At 54.0% G+C, this 16,751-nt stretch carries 13 protein-coding genes; 5 read left to right on the top strand and 8 right to left on the bottom strand.

The window, feature by feature from the left end:
* Nucleotides 1-95: 95 nt before the first annotated feature.
* A complete protein-coding gene (locus tag EYY67_RS09730; RefSeq protein WP_095924546.1) occupies nucleotides 96-1,463 on the top strand; it encodes an L-serine ammonia-lyase in 1,368 nt (455 codons plus the stop codon).
* Between the two features lie 144 nt (nucleotides 1,464-1,607).
* Nucleotides 1,608-3,260, top strand: coding sequence for a dihydroxyacetone kinase subunit DhaK (locus EYY67_RS09725; protein WP_131693400.1), 1,653 nt, complete (start codon nucleotides 1,608-1,610; stop codon nucleotides 3,258-3,260).
* A 65-nt stretch (nucleotides 3,261-3,325) separates the two neighbouring features.
* Here EYY67_RS09725 and EYY67_RS09720 read toward each other — a convergent pair whose 3' ends face one another.
* Nucleotides 3,326-4,057: a hypothetical protein gene (locus EYY67_RS09720; protein WP_131693399.1), complete on the bottom strand. Its 732-nt coding sequence runs from the start codon at nucleotides 4,055-4,057 to the stop codon at nucleotides 3,326-3,328.
* A gap of 259 nt (nucleotides 4,058-4,316) precedes the next feature.
* Here EYY67_RS09720 and EYY67_RS09715 point away from each other — a divergent pair, with 259 nt between their 5' ends.
* Nucleotides 4,317-6,497, top strand: a complete 2,181-nt coding sequence (locus tag EYY67_RS09715; protein WP_095924549.1) for a YgiQ family radical SAM protein — start codon at nucleotides 4,317-4,319, stop codon at nucleotides 6,495-6,497.
* On the opposite strand, the gene rhaM is transcribed toward EYY67_RS09715, so the two are convergent.
* The 5 genes from rhaM to rhaB form a co-directional block, all read right to left on the bottom strand.
* Nucleotides 6,472-6,786 carry an L-rhamnose mutarotase gene (gene rhaM / locus EYY67_RS09710; protein ID WP_095924550.1) on the bottom strand — a complete coding sequence of 105 codons (315 nt, stop codon included), beginning with the start codon at nucleotides 6,784-6,786 and terminating at the stop codon, nucleotides 6,472-6,474. The two genes, EYY67_RS09715 and rhaM, sit on opposite strands and share 26 nt — an antisense overlap.
* Nucleotides 6,787-6,965: 179 nt before the next feature.
* Nucleotides 6,966-8,114, bottom strand: coding sequence for a lactaldehyde reductase (gene fucO / locus EYY67_RS09705; protein ID WP_131693398.1), 1,149 nt, complete (start codon nucleotides 8,112-8,114; stop codon nucleotides 6,966-6,968).
* A 136-nt stretch (nucleotides 8,115-8,250) separates the two neighbouring features.
* Nucleotides 8,251-9,075, bottom strand: a complete 825-nt coding sequence (rhaD, locus tag EYY67_RS09700) for a rhamnulose-1-phosphate aldolase (protein ID WP_095924552.1) — start codon at nucleotides 9,073-9,075, stop codon at nucleotides 8,251-8,253.
* 52 nt (nucleotides 9,076-9,127) lie between these two features.
* Nucleotides 9,128-10,384 (bottom strand): L-rhamnose isomerase, encoded by a 1,257-nt coding sequence (locus EYY67_RS09695; RefSeq protein ID WP_095924553.1) that lies wholly within the window; start codon nucleotides 10,382-10,384, stop codon nucleotides 9,128-9,130.
* Nucleotides 10,381-11,865, bottom strand: coding sequence for a rhamnulokinase (gene rhaB / locus EYY67_RS09690; protein ID WP_131693397.1), 1,485 nt, complete (start codon nucleotides 11,863-11,865; stop codon nucleotides 10,381-10,383). The genes EYY67_RS09695 and rhaB overlap by 4 nt, the downstream gene beginning before the upstream one ends.
* A 340-nt stretch (nucleotides 11,866-12,205) precedes the next feature.
* Here rhaB and rhaS point away from each other — a divergent pair, with 340 nt between their 5' ends.
* Together rhaS and rhaR are read left to right on the top strand one after the other, a co-directional pair.
* Nucleotides 12,206-13,033 carry an HTH-type transcriptional activator RhaS gene (rhaS, locus tag EYY67_RS09685; protein WP_095924555.1) on the top strand — a complete coding sequence of 276 codons (828 nt, stop codon included), beginning with the start codon at nucleotides 12,206-12,208 and terminating at the stop codon, nucleotides 13,031-13,033.
* Between the two features lie 83 nt (nucleotides 13,034-13,116).
* Nucleotides 13,117-13,998: an HTH-type transcriptional activator RhaR gene (rhaR, locus tag EYY67_RS09680; protein WP_131693396.1), complete on the top strand. Its 882-nt coding sequence runs from the start codon at nucleotides 13,117-13,119 to the stop codon at nucleotides 13,996-13,998.
* A gap of 36 nt (nucleotides 13,999-14,034) precedes the next feature.
* Here the strand turns inward: rhaR and rhaT are convergent, their stop codons facing one another.
* A complete protein-coding gene (gene rhaT, locus EYY67_RS09675; protein WP_095924557.1) occupies nucleotides 14,035-15,069 on the bottom strand; it encodes an L-rhamnose/proton symporter RhaT in 1,035 nt (344 codons plus the stop codon).
* Between the two features lie 580 nt (nucleotides 15,070-15,649).
* The gene (locus EYY67_RS09670; protein ID WP_131693395.1) at nucleotides 15,650-16,744 is read right to left on the bottom strand and encodes a GGDEF domain-containing protein; all 1,095 of its coding nucleotides are present in this window, start codon (nucleotides 16,742-16,744) and stop codon (nucleotides 15,650-15,652) included.
* Nucleotides 16,745-16,751 lie beyond the last annotated feature (7 nt).

The following is a 16,751-nucleotide window of genomic DNA, read 5'->3' as shown; positions in this document are numbered from 1 at the left end:
ATTATTTAATAAAATGAGCGGGGTCATTCCCGCTCTGCTTTCCTCCGTTTTGTTCTTTATTCTGCCCGTCATTTACTTCACATGGAGTGCCCACCATGATCAGCGTCTTCGATATTTTCAAAATCGGTATTGGTCCATCCAGTTCGCATACTGTCGGCCCGATGAAAGCCGGGAAAATATTCACTGATGAACTTATCTCTTCCGGCCATATTACCCAAACGACCCGCGTGGCGGTCGATGTTTACGGATCACTGTCGCTGACCGGTAAAGGCCACCATACCGATCTGGCGATCATCATGGGGCTGGCGGGCAATATGCCGGACGACGTGGATATCGATGCGATCCCGGCGTTTATCCGCAATGTGGAAAATACCGGACGTCTGATGTTAGGCAAGGGCGCCAGAGAAGTGGATTTCCCGGCCGGGTCCGGCATGAATTTCCATTTTACTAATCTGCCTCTGCACGAAAACGGCATGACAATCAGCGCGTTCAACGGCGACGAACTGCTGTACACGCAAACCTACTATTCCATTGGCGGCGGCTTTATTGTCGAAGCCAGCAAGTTTGGCATGCAGGATGAAAATCCTGTCGTGCGCCCGTACCCGTTCCGTTCGGCCAGTGATTTGCAAAAACATTGCACCGATACCGGTCTGTCGCTTTCCGCCCTGATGCTGCAAAACGAACTGGCGGGCCATACGCGGGCAGAAATCAGCGACCACTTTGCGGCCATCTGGAACGTGATGAGTGAAGGGATCACGCGCGGCATTCACACCGAAGGTCTGCTGCCGGGGCCGATGAAAATCAACCGCCGCGCCGCCGCATTGCGTCGCATTCTGGTAACGCAGGATAAAAATAATGTCGATCCGATGGGCGTCGTCGACTGGATCAACATGTATGCGATGGCGGTGAACGAAGAAAACGCGGCGGGTGGCCGTGTGGTCACTGCGCCGACCAATGGCGCGTGCGGCATCATTCCGGCCGTGCTGACGTACTACGATCAGTTTATCCGTCCGATCAGCCCTGATTCCTACAGCCGTTTCTTCCTGGCGTCCGGCGCCGTCGGCATTCTGTTCAAAATGAACGCCTCGATTTCCGGCGCAGAAGTCGGTTGTCAGGGCGAAGTCGGCGTGGCCTGTTCCATGGCCGCCGCCGGTCTGACGGAACTGCTGGGCGGCAGCACCGCGCAGGTATTTATGGCCGCAGAAATTGCCATGGAACATCACCTCGGCCTGACCTGTGATCCGCTTGCCGGACAGGTACAGGTCCCGTGCATCGAGCGTAACGCGATTTCAGCGGTGAAAGCAGTGAATGCCTCGCGCATGGCGCTGCGCCGCACCAGCGAACCGCGCGTCTGTCTCGATAAAGTTATCGAAACCATGTACGAAACCGGCAAAGACATGAACTCAAAATACCGTGAAACCTCAACCGGCGGACTCGCGATTAAAGTCCTGGCATGCAATTGATTTCTTTCTACATCATTTCCTAAAAGGCGGGAAACCGCCTTTCTCGCCCCCTTCGGTTCTTTTCCCTGTGTTATGTTTTTGGTTATCTATACTGCGTAGAAGCGTTTTTTTCACCTGGAAAACAGTTAAAAGGAAAGATCCGGCATGTCTAAATTCTTTATGAATGACCGCAAGACTCTGATTAACGATGTTATCGAAGGGGTGATCCTGACCTCTCCCTACAAAAACCTGGCCAAACTGGACATCGATCCGGCAATCCGCGTCGTCGTTCGCCGTGACTGGGATAAGAAAAAAGTCGCCCTGATTTCCGGCGGTGGCTCCGGCCATGAACCCGCGCATGTCGGGTTTGTCGGCAAAGGCATGCTGACCGCCGCCGTGTGCGGTGAAGTGTTTGCGTCACCGAGCGTCGATGCGGTGCTGAGCGCGATTATGGCGGTTACCGGTAAAGCGGGCTGTCTGCTGATTGTCAAAAACTACACCGGCGACCGGCTGAACTTCGGTCTGGCGGCTGAGAAAGCCAAAGGCATGGGCTATGACGTCGAGCTGGTGATGGTCTCTGACGACATTTCCCTGCCGGATAACAAACAGCCGCGCGGCATCGCCGGAACGGCGCTGGTGCATAAAATTGCCGGTTACGCAGCAGAGCAGGGGAAATCCCTGAAAGACGTCACCAAAATTGCCCAGCAGGCCATTGATGCCACGGCCAGTATCGGTGTGGCGGCAGCCGGTTGCAGCCTGCCGGGTGGCGGAGAAGATGAAGAAGAACAGCGTATCGAATCGGGCCACGTTGAGCTGGGTTTAGGGATCCACGGCGAGCCGGGTGTGTCGACCATGAAAACCCAGAACAGCCAAAAAGTGGTGGATACGCTGGTCAGCAAGCTTGCGGCGCATGTGAAAAAAAGCGACAAGCTGGCGGTGCTGATTAACAATCTCGGCGGCGTATCGCCGCTGGAGATGAATCAGATCACCAAAGAAGTGGTGCATTCAGCGCTTGGGAATTCGATCCGTTATCTGATCGGCCCGGCCTCGCTGGTCAGCGCGCTGGACATGAAAGGCTTCTCGCTCTCTGTGATTGCCCTCAAAGGCGGCATTGAAGAAGCCCTGCTGGCGGATGTGGAAGCGTCCGGCTGGCATCCGCTGGTCAGGTTGGAAAAACTGGCGACCAAAAAAGGCAAGAAAATCAGCGATAAGAAAACCGTAAAAGCCTCATCCAATGCGGAAGTCGGCAAAATCGTGGAAACCATTACCCAGACCCTTTCTGATCTGGAAGATGAGCTGAACAAGCTGGATGCCAAAGTCGGTGACGGCGATACCGGTTCGACATTTGCCACTGGCGCACGCGATATCCAGAAACAGAACAAAGGCAAAAAACTGCCGCTGAACAATGTGGCGGATCTGCTGGGCGTCGTCGGCGATCGTCTGGCAACCGTGATGGGCGGATCCAGCGGTGTGCTGATGTCGATCTTCTTCACCGCCGCCGGTAAAAAGGTCGCTGAAGGCGAGAAGTTGCCGCAAGCCTTGCTGTCGGGCCTTGAACGTATGAAACATTACGGCGGTGCCGATCTTGGTGATCGCACCATGATCGACGCGCTGCAACCGGCGCTGGAAGCCTTAGGCAAAAAAGATGCACTGAAGGGGGCCGCCAAAGCCGCCGCCAAAGGGGCAAAAGACACGGCCAGCATGAAGAAAGCCAATGCCGGGCGATCGTCTTATCTCAGCAGCAACAGCCTGAAAGGGGTGAAAGATCCGGGCGCTGTGGCCGTTGAAAAAGTGTTTGAGGCGCTGGCGAAAAAATAATCTGAGTTTCACTAAAAAAATGGCCTGCGGGAAACCGGCAGGCCATTTTTATGACAACAAAAACGTCAGGTAATCGCATTGGGATCAATCAGCGAATAAAGCTTTTTATCATGGATCCGCTGCGAAATCCGGTACTGGGTTTGTTCATAAATAACGAACTTGCCGATACGGATCGCTTCACGGGAATCCCTGTTAGCAAAATGGTCGTAAACACCGCCGGGATATTTCCCCTTCAGGCCACGGTTAGACCATTTGTTCATTTTCATCTTCCACTCAAGAGAATAATGCGCCAGCGGGCAGACGATCTTTGCCCACGGATCGCAAATCAGTGCGTTCTCGAGGATCCTTCCGTTGTTACGTACAGGCTGGGTGCCGACTAACACCAGGCAATGATCGACCGGATTGGTAATGAAAATACTGAGCACTTTCAGGGGCGTACCGGCGAGTCTTTCCCATTTTTGAATGTTTTCACTGATGTAGCAAAATGCGACGCGGGCATTTTCGCCGCAGTTGCCCGCATTTTCTTTCCCGTTGCGATAATCTTCTTCAACTTTCCGGTAAAGCTGCTGGGCGGAAAGATTGAGCTTTCGCAGACCCCGCACCATGGCACCCCGATCCCTGTCGCCGCCCAGTGAATGCAGCCGGTATTTTTTAGGATCCGACATCATCAGACCATCAATCATTCTTTTATCCGGATAAAACTTATTGGCGGATTTCAGTGACAATCGTGAACGCGTAAAGAGCATGGCTTCGGTAAGCTTGGGCAAGAGTAATTTCTGGAAACGTTTATTATCCATAACGCTAGTTTTCCTTTAAAACCTGTTTCAGTAGTGGAGTATTTGAGCACTCTTTATTGCCGGTATAAAGGAAATGACTTCTTAAGAAATACGGGATCTGCTGAGACCTTCCGCGCCGGAGCAGCCCGGTTAAAACACGGCGCTCAGTCAGAAAACATAATTTGATCTAAAACAATTTTAAGCGATTTGCTCACCCGCCGCGGTTTCCATCCCCGTATAATTTGCGGCCAATTATTTGCCGCCGAACGAAGACCCTACTATGCCAGTCAGCCTGATCCAACCAGATCGCACCCTGTTTTCTTACCCGCGTTACTGGGCCGAATGCTACGGCACTGCGCCGTTTTTCCCGATGACCCGGGAGGAAATGGATCAGCTTGGCTGGGACAGTTGTGATGTGATCGTGGTGACCGGCGATGCTTATGTCGATCATCCGAGTTTCGGCATGGCGATCATTGGCCGCATGCTGGAAGCGCAGGGATTCCGCGTCGGGATCATCGCGCAGCCGGACTGGACCAGCAAAGACGATTTCATGCGCCTCGGTAAGCCGAATCTGTTTTACGGCGTCACCGCCGGTAACATGGATTCGATGATCAACCGCTATACCGCTGACCGGAAATTGCGTCATGACGATGCCTACACGCCGGGCAATGTCGGCGGTAAACGTCCGGATCGCGCCACGCTGGTGTATACCCAGCGCTGCAAAGAGGCTTTCAGCGACGTGCCGGTGGTGCTCGGCGGCATCGAAGCCAGCCTGCGGCGCATCGCCCATTACGATTACTGGTCAGATACCGTGCGCCGCTCGGTGCTGGTGGATTCCAAAGCCGACATGCTGATTTATGGCAACGGCGAACGCCCGCTGGTGGAAGTGGCGCACCGTCTGGCTGCCGGTGAATCCATTACTGATATTCATGACGTGCGTAATACCGCCGTGATGCGCAAAACGGCGCTGATCGGCTGGAGCGGTGTGGATTCCACGCGGCTCGATAAACCGGGGCGGATTGAGCCGATCATGAACCCATATGGCGAAGATTTGCCCTGTTCAGAAGGGGAATTGCCTGCGCCGGATGCGCCGCAGCCGGTGACGGTACGAGCGCCGAAGCCGAAACCGTGGGAGAAAACCTACGTGCTGTTGCCGTCATTTGAGAAAGTGAAGGGCGATAAAGTGCTGTACGCCCATACCTCGCGCATTCTGCATCATGAAACCAACCCCGGCTGTGCGCGTGCCCTGATGCAAAAACACGGCGACCGCTATGTGTGGATCAACCCTCCGGCGATCCCGTTATCTACGGAAGAAATGGACGAAGTGTTTGGTCTGCCGTTCCAGCGCGTACCGCATCCTTCTTACGGCAAAGCGACGATCCCGGCGTATGACATGATCCGTTTCTCGATCAATATCATGCGTGGCTGTTACGGCGGCTGTGCATTTTGTTCGATCACGGAACATGAAGGGCGGATCATTCAGAGCCGCTCTGAAGCATCGATTGTCCGCGAAATTGAAGAGATCCGCGACAGCGTGCCGGGATTCACCGGTGTGATTTCCGATCTGGGTGGCCCGACCGCCAACATGTACATGCTGCGCTGTCAGTCGCCGAAAGCGGAACAAAGCTGTCGCCGCGCGTCCTGTGTGTATCCTGAAATCTGCACGCACATGGACACAAACCATGAACCCACGATCAACCTGTACCGCCGCACCCGCAGCCTGAAAGGCATCAAGAAAATCCTCATCGCCTCCGGAGTGCGTTACGATCTGGCAGTGGAAGACCCGCGTTATATCAAAGAGCTGGCGGAGCATCATGTCGGCGGCTATCTGAAGATCGCACCGGAACATACCGAAACCGGACCGCTGTCGAAAATGATGAAGCCGGGGATGGGTAGCTATTACCGGTTCAAAGAGCTGTTTGACAGTTATTCCAAACAGGCCGGAAAAGAGCAGTATCTGATCCCTTACTTCATTTCTGCGCATCCGGGGACGCGAACGGAAGATATGATCAATCTGGCGCTGTGGCTGAAGAAAAACCGTTTCCGCCTGGATCAGGTGCAAAACTTCTATCCGTCACCGCTCGCCAGCGCCACCACGATGTATTACAGCGGCAAGAATCCGCTTGGCAAAGTGGATTACAAAAGCGAAGACGTGGTGGTGCCGAAAGGGGATCGCCAGCGCCGGTTGCATAAGGCGCTGCTGCGCTATCACGATCCGGTCAACTGGCCGGTGATCCGCGAGGCGCTGACCGCAATGGGCATGCGCCGTCTGATTGGCATCCGGCCTGATTGTCTGGTGCCGCCGGACGGTTTTGATCCGAAGTTTGCCCCGTCTCGTTCGGGCAAAGCGAAACCGGCAGCCACGCGTTTTACCGCTTCAAAAGCGCAAAATCCGACAGCCGGAAGCGGAAAAGGAAAACCCGCCGGTCAGCGGGTTAATCGAGGTAAAAGACCGGTTTAAGATCGTTACTCACCGGGCTGTTATCGGCATTGGCAGGCATCACGTCTGCCATATGCTTCCACCATTTCTGGCAGACTTCCGTTTTCGCCACGGCATTCCATCTTTCTTCTGATTCAATTTCCACATAGCCAAACAGCAGATTGCGTTTTTCATCCAGAAAAATGCTGTAGTGATGTGCGCCGTGGGCTTTCAGGGTTTCCGCCAGTTCCGGCCAGATTGGCGAATGACGACGCTGATATTCGTCGTGTGCATTCGCGTTGACCTGCATCACGAAGGATTTACGGATCATGTTTTTCTCCGGTTAGATTTACTCCCACCCCTGCGAAGGGGAGGGCTGGGGTGGGGTATTAATGGCAGCGTTGAATCTGAAGTTGCCTGCTAAACCCCCTCCCAACCTCCCCCTTCGCAGGGGGAGGAGTAAAGAAATTACACCTTTTTCTTCCCCTTCACAGAGGCAGACACTAGAAACTACATTGCTTTCAGATACAGCTCACGCACTTCTTCGCGGGTTGCGGTGCGCGGGTTGCAAGGCGCACACGGGTCAGCCAGCGCTTTGTCCAGCCAGCCTTCGATATCCGCTTCTGAAATGCCCAGTTCTTTGAAACCGGAAGGAATTCCCACGCGGGTGGATAAGGTGCGGATAGCGTCGATGGCCGCCATGCTGGCCTGCGTTTCACTGATACCTTGCGTGTGCACGCCCATTGCGCGGGCGATATCGGCGAAACGAGCAGGTGCGGATGAGCGGTTAAATTCTTCAACAACCGGCAGCAAAATCGCATTACAGACGCCGTGCGGCAGGTTGTGTGTCGCGCCCGGCTGATGCGCCAGTGCGTGAACCAGCCCCAAACCGGCGCTGTTAAATGCCATGCCTGCCAGATATTGCCCCTGCGCCATTTTCTCGCGGGCTTCGATATCGTCGCCATGATCGACGGCTTTCGGCAACCATTGCGTGATCGTGGAAATCGCCGCGAGCGCCGTCGGATCGGTCAGCGGATGTGCGCCGACGGAAACATAGGCTTCGATGGCGTGGGTCAGCGCATCCATGCCGGTCGCCGCAGTCACGCTGGCCGGGATCTTGAGCATAATTGACGGATCGTCAACGGCGATATCCGGGATCAGATTGGCGTCGATGATCACTTCTTTCACCTGACGCTGACTGTCGATGATAACCGCATTACTGGTGAGTTCTGCTGCGGTGCCTGCGGTGGTGTTAATCGCCACCAGGAAGACACCCGGCTGAGTGACTTTGCCGACACCGGAATACCGTGTGGCTGGACCCGGATTGGCGGTCAGAATTTTGATGCCTTTCGCCGTATCAATCGGGCTGCCGCCACCGAAGGCGATCAGATAATCGCAGTGGTTTTCCTGATACAGACGGAAGCCTTCATCCACATGGGCGGAGGTCGGGTTCGGCACGACGCCACCGTAAACGGCGTAAGGCAGTGCGGCTTGTTTCATTGCGGAGAATAAACTGTCGAGCAGACCCAGTTCGATTAACTGGCCGTCGGTGACGATAAGGGCTTTGCCGTGGCGTTTGGTCGCCAGCATCGCCACCATATCTTCGATTGCGCCCTGGCCGTGAAGGCTGATTTTAGGTAGTGCCAACATGAAACTCATAAAAATTCCCTCTACAGAGTAAGTAAAATAGGTGTTCTGTTGTGCGCTGCTCCGTGGTCTTTGCCATTTCCTGCTACGGGAAACATCCCCTGTTCCCCGTGCAGGATTTATGTGGTCTGGAGCATTAAATGCCGGATCAGGCTTTCAACGCGGCCTCGAAAGGCGTGACGTCAAAACGTTTGCCGAGAGCAATCAGTTCATCAGTCTGAATGGTTTGTTTCATGCCACCCATCGAGATCACTTTCACCAGAATTTCCGCCGATTTTTCAGCGGTGTCGATCAGGCCAAAGGCGTCATCCAGTGTCGGGCCGCAGCCGAAGATACCGTGGAATGCCCACAGCACCAGGCTGTGATGTTGCATACGGTCGGACGTGGCGGCACCAATGCCGTCGGTGCCCGGCACCATCCACGGCACAATGCCCACGCCGTCCGGGAAGACCACCAGACATTCGGTGCTGCATTCCCACAACTTGCGGGTGATTTTGGCGCTGTCGAGTTCCAGCACATACGTCAGTGCGATCAGGTTGGTGGCATGGCAGTGCATGATCACGCGATCCTGACCGTTTGTAACACGTTTACGCACGGCATGAGATTGCAGATGCGAGGCCAGTTCTGAGGTCGGTAAGCCGCCCGCTGTCAGGCCCCACAGAATTTTATAGCTGGCGCCTTTGTCATCGAGCTGGATAACGGTCAGCGCTTCAGACGGAGCCAGTTGCACGTTACGGAAAAACTTACCGGAACCGGTCACGATGAAGTATTCGTTGGCCAGATCAGGCGCATGCTGTGTCAGTTCAACCTGACGCGGCTGGGCGTAAAAATCGTTCTTATAAGGGGCAACGTCTTCCGGTAACAAACGCATGCTGACGTTGCCGCCGTTGCGCTCATCCCAGCCTTTCAGCCACATATCGGTGGTCGCTTTGACCATGCCTTGTACAAACCACGAGCTAAATAATGTTTTCATCGGTTCTTTCCTGCGAATAAGGTGAATGCGTTTCTGTGGTGTTCAGCGGCAATTAACGTTTTGCCAGCACGCTGGTTTCGTAATGACGGACGGTATCCAGCCACTGCCCCCCCACCGGTACATCGTGGCGCTGGCAATACATGTCCCACACGGCCTGCCATGGCAGGGATTTTTGTTCTTCCAGCAGCGCCAGACGTGCGGTGTAATCGCCTTCCGCTTCCAGTTTTTTCAGTAAATCAGTCGGTTCCAGCAGGGCTTTCAGCAGGGCTTTTTTCATGTTGCGGGTACCGATAACCCAGGCCGCGATGCGGTTGATCGAAGCATCGAAGAAATCCAGACCGATATGCACGCGGTTGAACAGATCATGGCGAACGATTTCGCTGGCGATGGCTTGTGTTTCGTCGTCCAGCAGCACGACGTGATCGCTGTCCCAGCGCACCGGACGGCTGACGTGAAGCAACAGGCGCGGTACATACAACATCGCGGCGGAGATTTTGTCGGAGATAACTTCGGTCGGGTGGAAGTGACCGGCGTCGAGGCACAGCGCGGTGCCACGGCTGGCGGCATAGCCGAGATAGAATTCGTTAGAGCCGACGGTGTAGCTTTCGGAACCGATACCGAACAGTTTGCTTTCAACGGCATCGATATGTTCAGAGAGATCAAATTTTTCAGAAATCACTTCATCCAGTGCACTCAGCAGACGCTGACGCGGTGCCAGACGATCCACGGTGACGTCTTTCATGCCATCTGGTACCCAGATATTCATGACGGACGGTGTGCCTAATGCGCGGCCAAACGAGGCAGAAACACGACGGCTTGCCTGGCAGTGTTCGATCCAGAACTGACGGATTTCCGGGTTGGCGTGAGACAGCGTGAAGCCGTCGGCACTCATCGGGTGTGAGAAGCAGGACGGGTTGAAATCCAGACCCAGTTTGTTTTTCTTCGCCCAGTCTACCCAGCCGGTGAAATGCTTAGGTTCAATTTCATTACGGGCAACAGGCGTATCGGATTCCAGATAAATCGCGTGCAGGTTCAGACGGTTAGGGCCGGGTATCATGGAGATCGCCAGTTCTAAATCGGCACGCAGTTGCTGTGCATTTCGCGCTTTGCCGGGATAGTTACCGGTCGCCTGAATACCGCCGGTCAGGCCGCCTTCAGGGTTTTCGAAGCCCGCGACATCATCCCCCTGCCAGCAATGAATGGATACGGGCAGGGTATCGAGTTGTTTGATTGCTGCTTCGGCATCAATGCCCAGCTGTGCAAAGCGTTCTTTGGCAAGTGTCCATGCTTGATCGATAGATGAAGTCATACTGCGAGCTCCTCATTGGCGTGACACAGCGCCTGAAAACGGCGCCAGTGAATAGCAAAATCCGTGTGATTACGGGGAATGTAGTGGCGTTGCTCGAAATTCGTGGCAACGATGCGACGAAATTCAGCGGTATCTTTGACGGCGTTCAGCGCCATCAGCTGGCAACCGATATTGCCCAGCGTCGAAGCCTCAACCGGACCGGCGCTGACGCTGACCTGACAGACATCGGCACAAAGCTGGTTCAGGAACTGGTTCTGGCTGCCGCCGCCGACGATGTGAATGTCTTCCAGCGGCATGCCTTGTAAATCAGCCAGTTGTAAGGCGATTTTGCGATACAACATGGCGAGGCTGTCGAAAATGCAGCGTGCCAGTTCAGCCTGAGACTCCGGCACCGGATCGCCCGCCTGACGGCAGGCATCGCGAATGGCATCCACCATCGACGGCGGATTAATAAAGCGGTCTTCGTTCGGGTTAATCAGATAGGTGAACGGCGTGACGTTTTTCGCCAGCGTGATCAGTGACGGCAGATCCTGAATATTCAGTTCGCGGCACACCCGCTGGAACAGCCACAACCCCATGATATTTCTCAATACCCGATAGCTGCCGTTAATGCCGCCTTCGTTAGTGATGTTGTCGTGCAGTGCCTGCGCATGGTTGAAGGCTTTCGGGCTTTCGATGCCCATCAGGGACCAGGTGCCGGAGCTGAGATAGGCGCTGCGGGAGCTGGTGAGCGGGGCGGCCACCACCGCGCTGGCGGTGTCGTGTGTCGCGACGCTGAATACCGGCACGCTGCGTCCGCGCGGGCTTTTCCACTGTCCGGGCGAATTGCCGGGCAGCGTTGGTTTTTGCAGCCAGTGACGCGGAACGCCTGCCAGTTTCAGCAAATCCTCATCCCAGTCGCCGGTGGCGAGATTAAGCATCTGCGTGGTGCTGGCGTTGGTGTATTCCCAGTTCATTTTGCCGGTGAGGCGATAGAGGAAATAATCCGGGATCATCAGCATGTGTGCGGCTTTGCTGACGATGTCGGGCTGCTGTTCGCTCAGCGCACGCAACTGGTAAAGGGTGTTGAAGGGCATGAACTGAATGCCGGTTTTCTGATACAGCGTCTCGCGGCTACATTGCTGCGCCATCCGTGCCATCACGCCGTCGGTACGGCTGTCACGGTAAGCGACCGGCAAACCGACACGCTGACCCTGTTCCTCAAGCAATACGTAATCCACACCCCAGGTATCAATGCCGATACCGTCAAGCGGAACACCGGAAGCATCGAGGCGATTCAGCCCCTCAAGGATGTGTTTTTCCAGCGCATCGAGATCCCAGGTGTCGTGACCGTCAACGCGGATCAGGTTGTTGGGAAAACGATGGATTTCCTGCAATGTCAGCGTCGCTGCCGGATCGGGATCCTGACGGGTAAACGTCGCCAGCATCACCCGGCCGCTGGAAGCGCCGAGGTCAATAGCGGCAAGATGGTGAGTTCTCATAGCGGCCATTCCTTATTGAATATGCGGCCAGTGTAGGGGAGGCGTTTCGGGGGTACCTTCCGGTGATTGCCACCGGTTTTGGCGGGATGGCAGCATTAAAAAGGTAGATGCGAGGCAGATCACATAACGCTCCAAAGCTGGTTCATGCGGGGGGTTGCAACGTCAGCGTAACGCCGGAGAGGCGATTGTGATCTTTGCCGCAGATCCGCATCACGACAGGGGCAATCTTTGAAATATGACCGCTTATGACGTTTTTAACGCCGTGGTTTGAAGGTAAGGATGTCGCGTGCAGGGTAGGGTTGTTTCCCGAAGCATAATGATGTTGAACCGGAGGCAAACAATGACGTTACTGAGAGGTGATGATTATTTTGCGGCACCTGAGCTGACCGTGACGGTCGAGCGGCGTCTTCCGCAAGATGTCTTCCCGGAGCACTACCATGATTTCCACGAGATTATGCTGGTGGAAAGCGGATCAGGTGTGCACATCTTTAATGACAACCCTTACACACTGACGGCCGGAACGGTCTGTTTCGTGCGCGCCAGCGATCATCATCTGTTTGAGAATGTGGACAATCTTCGTCTGACCAATGTGTTGTTTCGCTCACCGAAAGCCTTTCGCTTCATTCAGGATGTCGGCCATTTTTTGCCGCAGGAACACCACTATCAGTCGCAGATCCACTGGCAACTCAGTCCTTGTGTGTTGCAACAGGTCCTGAACTGCATCACGCAGCTGGAGGCGCTGCCTGCCAGCGTGGAAATGGAACATATCGCCACGCGCGAAAGCCTGTTTTTACAGCTGCTGATCCTGCTTTATCAGGACTGTTTCCAGCCACAATTGCGAGATACATCGGAAAACAAGGTCAATCAACTTTTGCAATGGCTCCAGTCCCATTACAGTGAGGATGTTAACTGGACTGAAGCCGCAGAACGTTTTTCACTGGCGCTGCGAACCTTGCACCGGCAGATGAAGCATTACACGGGCATGACGCCTCAGCGGTATCTCAACCGGCTGCGTTTATTAGAAGCGCGCCGTCGCTTACATCATAGTGATCAAAGCATTACCGATATCGCGTATGCCTGCGGGTTCAGTGACAGTAACCATTTCTCGACCCAATTCCGTCGGGAGTTTTCGGTGTCGCCAAAACTCATGCGTGATCAGCTACGTTAAGCGGCACCCTCTTGCGGTCTTCGGGATAACACACCGAAATCGCCTCGTTTATTTTGTCGTCAAACGGGTATGAGATTGCTGCTATGTCATTGAGACTGAGTAAGAATGACTTCTTCCTGACCGGCATGAATTCGGTCGTGGTGGCCGAACGCCATCCCCAGGCGGATTTCCCCAGCCATGACCACGATTTCGATGAACTGGTCATCGTCTGGCGCGGAAATGGTCTGCATATCTGGAACGATATCCCTTATCCCATCACCTGCGGTGATCTGTTTTATATTAACGCCCGGGACCGGCACAGCTATGAGTCAGTAAATGAGCTGGCGCTGGATAATGTGCTGTTCTGCCGTGAGCGTTTCGGGCTGGCGGCTGACTGGTCACAACTGTTGCCGGAGGAGAATGCCAGTCAGGAACAGCGATACTGGCGGCTGAGCACGCTCGGGATGTCGGTTTTGCGCGATAAAGTCGATGAGCTGGCGAAAGAGTGTATGAAGTCTGAGCCGCTGTCGGTGCAGCTGAGTGAAGCCCTGCTGATGCAACTGGCGTTGTTGTTGCTGCGTTTTCGTCACCGGCCGGACAGCGGCGCGTTGCCGGATGCCCATCAGCTGGATTTATTGCTGATGGCATTGCGGGCTAACGTCGCCGAAAATTTCCATCTTGAGACATTTTGTCAGCAACATCAGCTGAATCCGCGTGCGTTGCGTGCGTTGTTCAAACAGCATACCGGCATGAGCGTAACGCATTACTTGCGTCAGCTGAGGTTGTGCCGGGCGATGAGTTTGCTGCGTTACGGCAACATGACGATCAGTGATGTGGCGGCGGAATGCGGATTTGATGACAGTAATTATTTCTCTGTGGTGTTCAGCCGCGCCTGCGGGGTTTCACCGCGTGACTACCGCCAGCGTTTCGTGGGGCAGTCAGGAAAGATGTCGCCGCTGAACTCACCGGTGATGACGGCAGAATAAGTTCTGCCGTCAGGTGAAAAGGGGTTAACGCTGCGCTTACAGCGCCATGCCCATCCCCACGATGTTGGCCGCCAGAATAATCACCAGCGCGCCGATACACAGAACGCGCACCGGTTTCCTGCCCACGCCAATCCATTCCTTGAGCACCAGTCCGACGATACCGCCGCACAGTACGTAGAAACTCATGTGCAGCATCCAGCTCATGTAATCATATTCTGCCGGAATGCTGGCGTGTCCCCAGGCGTAGAAGAAAAATTGCAGATACCACATGACGCCGCCAATGATGGAAAAGACCGCATTGGTGAGCAGCAGTGATTTTGCCACCGACATATCGGCGCGGAACGAGATCGTTTTACGGGTTGCCAGACGGATGATACAGAAACCCAGGTTAACGATGGCGCCGCCGCCCATGATGATCACATAACTTGGCAACGCGACGTAAAGCGGGTCGATACCCAGCTCACGCGCGGTTTCGTGCATCGGCACGGCAGCACTCATGGCGAACGACATCCCGGCAGAGAAAATCCCGCACATCACGGCCAGAACCAGCCCTTTGCGCAGGTTGAACTCTTCGGCTTTAATCCCCAGCGCTTTCTCTTTCAGGAAACCCGCGTAGCTGACAATCGCCACGCCGATAACGGCAACAAATACCCCCAGCAGCGTAAGCTGGCCGCCCGCAGTGCCGAATAGCATGCCAATTTTGCCCTGCAGGACCGGTGTCATCAGCGTGCCGATAATCAGCGTGATACCGATCGCGATGCCAATCCCCATCGACATGCCGAGATAGCGCATGGTCAGGCCATAGTTGATGTTACCGATGCCCCACATGGCGCCAAACAGAAATACAGGCAGCAGGGTCGCGAGGCTGAATGAGCCGTAATAGGCCCAGAAATCAGGCAGTAAAATGTAGCTGACGGTCCAGGGTAAAATGATCCACGAAAAGAAGCCGCCGAGCGACCACATGGTTTCCCATGACCAGTGTTTGACTTGTTTAAAGGGCGCGTAGAAGCAAGCTGCGCTGGCTGCTCCTATCAGATGCCAGATGATCCCTAACACTATCGAATTGTTCATACACTAAGCCTTTTATATTTGTAGGGTGGTGAGATAAGCAAATACGCTGCGGTTAACTGATCCTTCAGAAATCGGGGCAGCGGGTGGCCGGTAGTGTAAGAAGTGCCCAGTCAGGCAGCCTTCCAGTCAGTGCCACTGTGAAAAGCGTGCTGGCACTCGCCGGAAGGTATACATGAGTCAGTTCACAAATTCAGTAACGCAGGGGATAATCACGTAAAAACAAGAAGCTAGCCCATGAGGACAGGGTCTGAGAGACGCACAAAATGGATGGCGCAGACGCGGACAGAGAAGGGGGTTAGGAATTTTATTATCCGGTATTATTTCCGGCAAGGTTTGGCAGGGTTATGGATTATTTACGCAGGAAGAATACGCGCGAAGTAACATGCTCGCGTAACATTTAATAAAGGAAACAAGCCTGTTTACTTTCAGCCAGATTGATTAATCTGGCTGAAAGTTGAATGGTTATGCAGAAATAATGAATGGCGGGCTTCAGTTAAGAATATCATTGCAATGAGTCATCGCCAGCAGAAAAATGAATAACATTAAACGTGGTGTTATTAATGTTACGGGTAAACTCCCCTCAGGCTAATTTTTCTTCGATGATTTCCTGCCTGTCCCGCTGTTCTTCCCAGGCATAGAATATTTTATTCCTGCCACTGTTCTTTGCTTTATACAGTGAAGCATCGGCACTGCCTAACGCCTGAATAAAATCGCCTTCTTCCAGTGCGGCAAGCCCCGCGCTGACTGTGACATGTGTGGAGACTTCGGCATTAAATAAATGCGGGATATTCAGCCCCAGCACTTTATTCTGGATACGTTCAGCCATACGGACAGCGTGTTCCTGTTTGACGTTGGACATCAGCACCAGAAACTCCTCCCCGCCGTAGCGCACCACCACATCCCGCGAACGTACCGCATCGCGGATAGCCGCAGAGACACGCACCAGCGCCTGATCGCCCATACTGTGGCCGTAGTTATCGTTATAGGCTTTGAAATGGTCGATATCGAGCAGCATGACATAATGGCCAGATGCCTGACTGAACAGGGTTTCCAGCTTATTTTGCAGGCCGCGGCGGTTGTACAATCCGGTCAGGGGATCCAGCATGCTCAGATCGCTGAATTTCTCCCGTTCGCTGTAAAGATTCGAGACCATTCTGCGGGTAAATTCATCGCTGCGTTTGAGCATCAGATGGTGCAGCCACAGCCCGATAAGCGGTAATGACACGGTAAACACGATGCGTCCGACGTGTTGAAAATCGTCCAAAAAGATGACGCAAAGAGTAGAAGGTACTGCGTGAAGGCAAAAAGCCAGAAAATTATCTGACAAAGCGATGGCACTGATAAAGAATATACTGAGTAAACTCACCAGCAGGTAATTCTTATCCAGATGGCCAATTTGTTCGAAACGTAATGCAATTTGCCACGCCCATAACAGGCCGACCATCACGGAACACATATTCAGATGGGCAGAGTAATTTTTCTTACTGAAAAAAGAAAATATTAACCCGGCAAAGCAAAGTCCAAAGATCAGTACCAGCGGAAGGGGAGTTGATGCCGCGTTCTCTGGTGGGTAAACCATACTAAATAGGGCAGTGGCACTATTTAAAAAAAAGAATAGCAACATCGCCAACCGATGTTTGCTTTTCAGCAGCTCATCATAGGAATGAGATATCATCAAATGT

Source organism: Rahnella victoriana, from assembly GCF_004330295.1.
GTDB lineage: Bacteria > Pseudomonadota > Gammaproteobacteria > Enterobacterales > Enterobacteriaceae > Rahnella > Rahnella victoriana.
The sequence above is the reverse complement of the archived record's forward strand: the minus strand, read 5'-3'. Positions and strand labels throughout refer to the sequence as shown.

Coding starts and splice junctions, on each gene's coding strand:
- EYY67_RS09715 (WP_095924549.1), top strand. CDS start 4,317: ATGCCAGTCAGCCTGATCCAACCAGATCGCACCCTGTTTTCTTACCCG.
- rhaS (WP_095924555.1), top strand. CDS start 12,206: ATGACGTTACTGAGAGGTGATGATTATTTTGCGGCACCTGAGCTGACC.
- rhaR (WP_131693396.1), top strand. CDS start 13,117: ATGTCATTGAGACTGAGTAAGAATGACTTCTTCCTGACCGGCATGAAT.
- rhaB (WP_131693397.1), bottom strand. CDS start 11,865: ATGAGAACTCACCATCTTGCCGCTATTGACCTCGGCGCTTCCAGCGGC.
- fucO (WP_131693398.1), bottom strand. CDS start 8,114: ATGAGTTTCATGTTGGCACTACCTAAAATCAGCCTTCACGGCCAGGGC.
- EYY67_RS09695 (WP_095924553.1), bottom strand. CDS start 10,384: ATGACTTCATCTATCGATCAAGCATGGACACTTGCCAAAGAACGCTTT.
- rhaT (WP_095924557.1), bottom strand. CDS start 15,069: ATGAACAATTCGATAGTGTTAGGGATCATCTGGCATCTGATAGGAGCA.
- rhaM (WP_095924550.1), bottom strand. CDS start 6,786: ATGATCCGTAAATCCTTCGTGATGCAGGTCAACGCGAATGCACACGAC.
- EYY67_RS09730 (WP_095924546.1), top strand. CDS start 96: ATGATCAGCGTCTTCGATATTTTCAAAATCGGTATTGGTCCATCCAGT.
- EYY67_RS09725 (WP_131693400.1), top strand. CDS start 1,608: ATGTCTAAATTCTTTATGAATGACCGCAAGACTCTGATTAACGATGTT.
- EYY67_RS09670 (WP_131693395.1), bottom strand. CDS start 16,744: ATGATATCTCATTCCTATGATGAGCTGCTGAAAAGCAAACATCGGTTG.
- EYY67_RS09720 (WP_131693399.1), bottom strand. CDS start 4,057: ATGGATAATAAACGTTTCCAGAAATTACTCTTGCCCAAGCTTACCGAA.
- rhaD (WP_095924552.1), bottom strand. CDS start 9,075: ATGAAAACATTATTTAGCTCGTGGTTTGTACAAGGCATGGTCAAAGCG.